The sequence below is a fragment of the Bacteroidales bacterium genome, assembly GCA_018334875.1.
In the GTDB taxonomy this organism is placed as follows: domain Bacteria; phylum Bacteroidota; class Bacteroidia; order Bacteroidales; family UBA12077; genus JAGXLC01.
Map to the genome: position 1 here is coordinate 1 of JAGXLC010000288.1, position 5,167 is coordinate 5,167.

Annotated in this window: 6 protein-coding genes; 2 read left to right on the forward strand and 4 right to left on the reverse strand. The window is 43.7% G+C overall.

Annotated features, from left to right (window positions below; all coding sequences use genetic code 11):
• The coding region (gene sucB, locus KGY70_16575) for a dihydrolipoyllysine-residue succinyltransferase (protein ID MBS3776815.1) at positions 1 to 684 on the forward strand (684 nt) is incomplete at its 5' end.
• Positions 685 to 1,629: 945 nt separating this feature from the next.
• Here the strand turns inward: sucB and KGY70_16580 are convergent.
• Genes KGY70_16580 through KGY70_16595 form a run of 4 tightly spaced genes read right to left on the reverse strand, consistent with a single transcriptional unit; the run spans position 1,630 to position 3,904 of the window.
• Positions 1,630 to 2,034 carry a DUF1232 domain-containing protein gene (locus tag KGY70_16580; protein ID MBS3776816.1) on the reverse strand — a complete coding sequence of 135 codons (405 nt, stop codon included), beginning with the start codon at positions 2,032 to 2,034 and terminating at the stop codon, positions 1,630 to 1,632.
• 40 nt (positions 2,035 to 2,074) lie between these two features.
• On the reverse strand, positions 2,075 to 2,560 hold the full coding sequence (locus KGY70_16585; GenBank protein ID MBS3776817.1) for an NUDIX domain-containing protein: 486 nt from the start codon (positions 2,558 to 2,560) through the stop codon (positions 2,075 to 2,077).
• A 29-nt stretch (positions 2,561 to 2,589) separates the two neighbouring features.
• On the reverse strand, positions 2,590 to 2,766 hold the full coding sequence (locus KGY70_16590) for a hypothetical protein (GenBank protein ID MBS3776818.1): 177 nt from the start codon (positions 2,764 to 2,766) through the stop codon (positions 2,590 to 2,592).
• Positions 2,767 to 2,791: 25 nt separating this feature from the next.
• A complete protein-coding gene (locus tag KGY70_16595) occupies positions 2,792 to 3,904 on the reverse strand; it encodes a cellulase family glycosylhydrolase (GenBank protein ID MBS3776819.1) in 1,113 nt (370 codons plus the stop codon).
• 118 nt (positions 3,905 to 4,022) lie between these two features.
• Here KGY70_16595 and pepD point away from each other — a divergent pair.
• Positions 4,023 to 5,167, forward strand: a 1,145-nt coding sequence (gene pepD / locus KGY70_16600; GenBank protein MBS3776820.1) for a beta-Ala-His dipeptidase, incomplete at its 3' end; no start/stop codon positions are given.

A 5,167-nucleotide genomic window follows, 5' to 3' on the forward strand; every position in this document is an offset into this window, starting at 1 on the left:
AGGGAGGAACTGGTTGCCGTAAAAAACGAGACTGCCATGCTCACAACCTTCAATGAAGCAGACATGTCGATGGTGATGGCGTTGAGAAAAAAATTTCAACAGCAGTTCCGGGAAAAGCACGGCATCAAGCTGGGTTTTATGTCGTTTTTCATCAAAGCCGCCACCAGAGCCTTGGAACGCTATCCCAATGTCAATTCCATGATTGAGGGGGATGAGATTGTATACCCGGAATATACAGATATTGGCATTGCTGTACAGACCCCAAAAGGATTGATGGTACCCGTAATCCGCAATACCGAAAGCCTCAGCATAGCAGAAATTGAGCGGAATGTCAAAGAATTTGCCGAAAAGGGACAAAACAACCGCATTTCCATTGAGGAGATGGAGGGTGGCACGTTCAGCATCACCAACGGCGGTGTATTTGGCTCACTTCTGTCCACACCCATACTCAATCCACCTCAGTCAGCCATACTGGGCATGCATGCCATACAAGAACGCCCTGTAGCCATAGAAGGCAAGGTAGAGATAAGACCTATGATGTACCTGGCTCTCTCCTACGATCACCGCATCATCGATGGCAAGGAATCGGTAAGCTTCCTGATGAAAGTGAAAGAATTGATAGAAAATCCACAGGCCATGCTTCCGGGAGGCAAGGATCCGGAAAGGTTGCTGCTGGGTTTATAATAGTTGGATGCTTGCCCACCGAAACGAAGTGCAGGTGGGCCTGCCCACCGAAACGCAGTGGAGGCGGGCCTGCCCACCGAAACGAAGTGAAGGTGGGCTGTCGCTGAAGCTTTAGCGTAAGCAACCGAAACGAAGTGAAGGTGGGCTGTCGCTGAAGCTTTAGGGTAAGCAACCGAAGCTTTAGCGAAGGCGGGCCTGTTCGCTGAAGCTTTAGCGAAGGCGGGCCTGAATGATTGATTAGACATAGATAATTATGCTATCTTCTAAAAATTTTGTTTTTTTAGCAAAGTTTGGCTGCACTTTAAATTCTAAAATTTGGTAGGTCTTTCTTTGGGCCGATCTTAAAAGTTAAATTGCTTAATTTTGAGAACGATACCTATCATCAGGTTACGAGAAATTTGTTTGCAGCTAAAGTTGCGGTAAGAATAATCCAGGTTAAAAATGTGTGTATTCCCAATTTTTCTATCCACAGAAGTTTCTATCTCATCTGATTATTGTTTATTTATGGACAAATGAACCCCGATAAGGCTCAGCGAACCTAAACCCGCATGCCGGTCATGCTTTTGTTGTGTAAGATTACTGCAAGCGGATTTTATTCCAAAATAACCATTTCAATATATTGCACAAATAGCGGCTTACAGAAAACCTTATTTTTAGTTGCTCAACCTTCGTAGCCATGAAATACCCAATGATAATCAACCTTATTACCTTATTCTCCGGAAGAATATAACATCTGGATGTAAAAAAATAAGGTAATAAGGTTAAGGGATGGGTAGATGCCTTATGGCTACTAATGTTTAATATAAAGAAAAATAAGGTTTTTAATACGAAATGTAATTGCTAATTTTTATTCCTATGCGGTTAGCCGAAAATATACCATTTACAACAAATCCTAAAGTGATCAACCAAACTATATATTCTTTTGCCTGAGACGCAAGTTTCTATTCAGGTTATTGCCAGTATTATTCCGATCAATACGAGAAGCCAGAAGAAAAAGCCCGGTCCGCCTGATTTCTTTTTCTTGCTGAATTGTCGGGTTTCCGCCTCTCTCCGGTACGACTCTCTTTTACTCTTCGGTATAAGCTTGATGGCAATGGAAATAAAAACCGGTACCAGTATCAGATCATCAAGCAATCCGAGCACCGGTATGAAATCAGGGATAAGATCAATGGGGCTTAATGCGTATGCCACCGTAAACATAATGATGGCTTTGGTATACCACGGCAAACCGGGATCAGTAAGCCCAACCCTTAACATATTCAGATCTCTTCTTATCCTGGAAAATATTTTGCCCCTGGCTTGACTCCAGATATTGGAGGTATATGATTTGGCTTTTCTCCAGACCTTCATCTTGATTGAACAAACAAAATTATAACTTGAAAAGACAAAATTATAACTTTGATTTTGGAATATCCAGCTTTTCCACCAGCTCTTCCAGCATAGGCTTTAAATAGGAATGGACCTTATCCAGAGCGGTGTGGTAGTCAAACCAGCCTCCTTTATCCACTTCGGGAAACTCCTTAAATTTTCCGGATTTTGGAGGCCATTCCATCTTAAAGGTATTGCTGGATAAAGCTTCCGGATCGATATGATCTTCCACAGCCCAGGCATAAACAATCTTTCCGCTTTTCTGTTTTACCGGAGTAAGTGGAATAAATTCCCCGTCAACCTCATGATCCGTCTCTTCTTTTAGTTCTCTTTTGGCTGCATCCAGAGGATCTTCTTCATCGGGAAATTCTCCTTTGGGAATGGACCATGCGCCCATATCTTTATTCCTCCAGAAAGGTCCGCCAGGATGAACCAAAAACACTTCAAAACGGGAGCCGTTAAACCGGTAAACCAATATCCCGGCACTTTGTTTGCTTCTTTTATCCATATTTCTCTTATTCAATGAAATAAATAAGATTATGGAGTATATAAAAGCTGATACTCCGAATCCATATCCTTTTTACCCGATACCTCCTGAAGATGTTTATCCAGGGCAAGCTCTACAGGTGTGAACATCCCTTCCTGGTAATGAATCTTTTTTCCATTAAGATGAATCTCAAATTCATAGTCGATTCCCCTGGAAACAAAAAACAAATGGTGATCCCCGGGAAAATTTCTACTACTGATACTTTTTTAGCAGCTCCAGCATTTTCCGGTCAAGCTTATGCCCTTTGTAATTCTCATATTTGACATCGTTTCGTCCGCTGTTGAGCACACCAAACGAACCTTTCAGGTTCCAGAGGGCATTCCCCCAGTTTACTTCTTCCCAAAGAGAAAGCAAATCTTCCATCCACCTTAGAGCCACATCATGCGGAGTATTGTTAAAACAGCCCCATTCTCCAACATGAACCTGCACCCCTTGGTTAACAAGCGGTTTCCACGGATTAATCAGTTCCTCCCTCAGTTTTTCTTTGTCCCATACCACGCCGTTATCCAATTCCAGTGGCCACTCAGGTTCTCCTGAAGCCTTGAAGGCACCTTCGGGTACCCATCCGGCCTGGTGATGGCTAACATCCATCGGGTCATAACCCCGTGTACTCTGCGGAAGACCCATATTTTTAATACCAAAGACCGGAGTTCTTCCTACGTCTAAACCATCGGCCACGATCAGCCGGTCGGGATCATCTTTTCTGATTCCTTCAACCAATGCACGAACCACTTCTACATACCTATCCTCTGTGTCCATGGTGGGTGGTTCGTTGATCAGGTCAAAGCTGAGGCGCTTGCTGGAAATCCCCTTATACCGTTTGGCAAACATCCTCCAGTGATATACGGCTGCATCAAGCGCTTTCTTCATGTTTTCAGGAGTGTCACCGAAAAGATCCACAGGCTCCTTTTCCCTGTTATTGATGCAGTAACCGGGCACCCGGTGCATATTCAGGTTGATATGCACGTTATACTGTTTACCGAATTCCACCACTTCGTCAATATCTTTCAGTACGCTTTCATCGATATCATACCAATCATCGATAGAAGCCCAGTTCCAGTATGACATAGGAATCCTGGCAAAATTGAAACCCCATTCGGCCATAATTTCGAAGTCTTCCTCGTTGAATTTTCTATCGGGCTCTCTCCCACTAAACTTGGCTAAAAGATTAAAGCCTTTATAACCGGAAAAATCCAACGGCTGGGCCTGCCGAATCCTGAATGGTTTCATTGCATTCAAGCCAAACCCGGAAAGCATAAAAGCACCCGCTATACCACTGATTTTAACAAAGTCACGTCGTTTCATACAAACATTGCTATTTCTTTCAGTAAAAATAATAAGAAATTTTGATTCCTGCTCTAAAAAATCATTTCTTTATATCTTTGGAGGCTAAAATCTACCCAAAAACCATTTCAAACAAACTATGGAGAAAATAAGCAATTTAGAACCGAATGAAGTTTGGGGATATTTCGAAGAACTCTGCAAAATACCGCGGCCTTCAAAACAGGAAGATCAAATCCTGCAATATCTTCTGGATTTCGCAGATAAGCAAAATCTTGAAACCCAAAAGGACCGGGCAGGCAACCTGCTTATCAAAAAACCGGCGGCAAAAGGTAATGAAAATCTAAAGCCCGTGGTTCTTCAAAGTCATGTGGACATGGTCGGCGAAAAAAACCAGGGTACAGAGCACGACTTCGGGAAAGATCCCATAAAACCTTATATTGACGGAGACTGGGTCAAAGCTGAAGGCACAACACTCGGGGCCGACAATGGTTTGGGAATAGCTGCACAGCTTGCGCTGCTTGCGTCAGATGACATTTCGCACGGACCGCTGGAATGCCTTTTTACTGTGGATGAAGAAACCGGGCTAACCGGCGCCTTTGCTTTACCATCCGGCTTTTTTGAGGGAAAAATACTGATCAATTTGGATTCGGAAGACTGGGGAGAGCTATTCATCGGCTGTGCCGGCGGAATCGATACAGTGGCTACATTTGAATTTGACAGGGAAAAGGTCCCTGAAGATCATCAGGGCTTCAAAATACAGGTGACCGGATTAAATGGGGGTCACTCCGGTGATGAGATCCATAAAAAACTCGGCAATGCCCTGAAGATTGTAAACCGTTTCCTTTGGAACATCTCCGAAGATTATGATGTACGGATCTCCTCTTTCGACGGTGGAAGGGCCAGAAATGCCATTCCCAGGGAAGCCGAAGCCCATGTATCCATTCATGAAGAGGATGTGGAAAATGTGAAGCATTATTTCAGTGAATATGAAAAGCAGGTAAAAAATGAGCTTAAAGTCACTGAACCTGGCCTGAAACTGTCGTTCGAACAAGCCAGCCTCCCCGGCTATGTCATTGATGAAGACATCCAACACGAACTGATCAATGCACTCTATGCCTGCCCGCATGGGGTTTATGCCTGGAGCCAGGAGATGGAGGATCTGGTGGAAACATCAACCAACCTGGCTGCCATAAAAACACAGGAAAACGGTTCTTATTTCATTACTACCAGCCAGAGAAGTTCAGTTGACAGTGCCAAAGATGATATTTCCAGCATGGTGGAAAG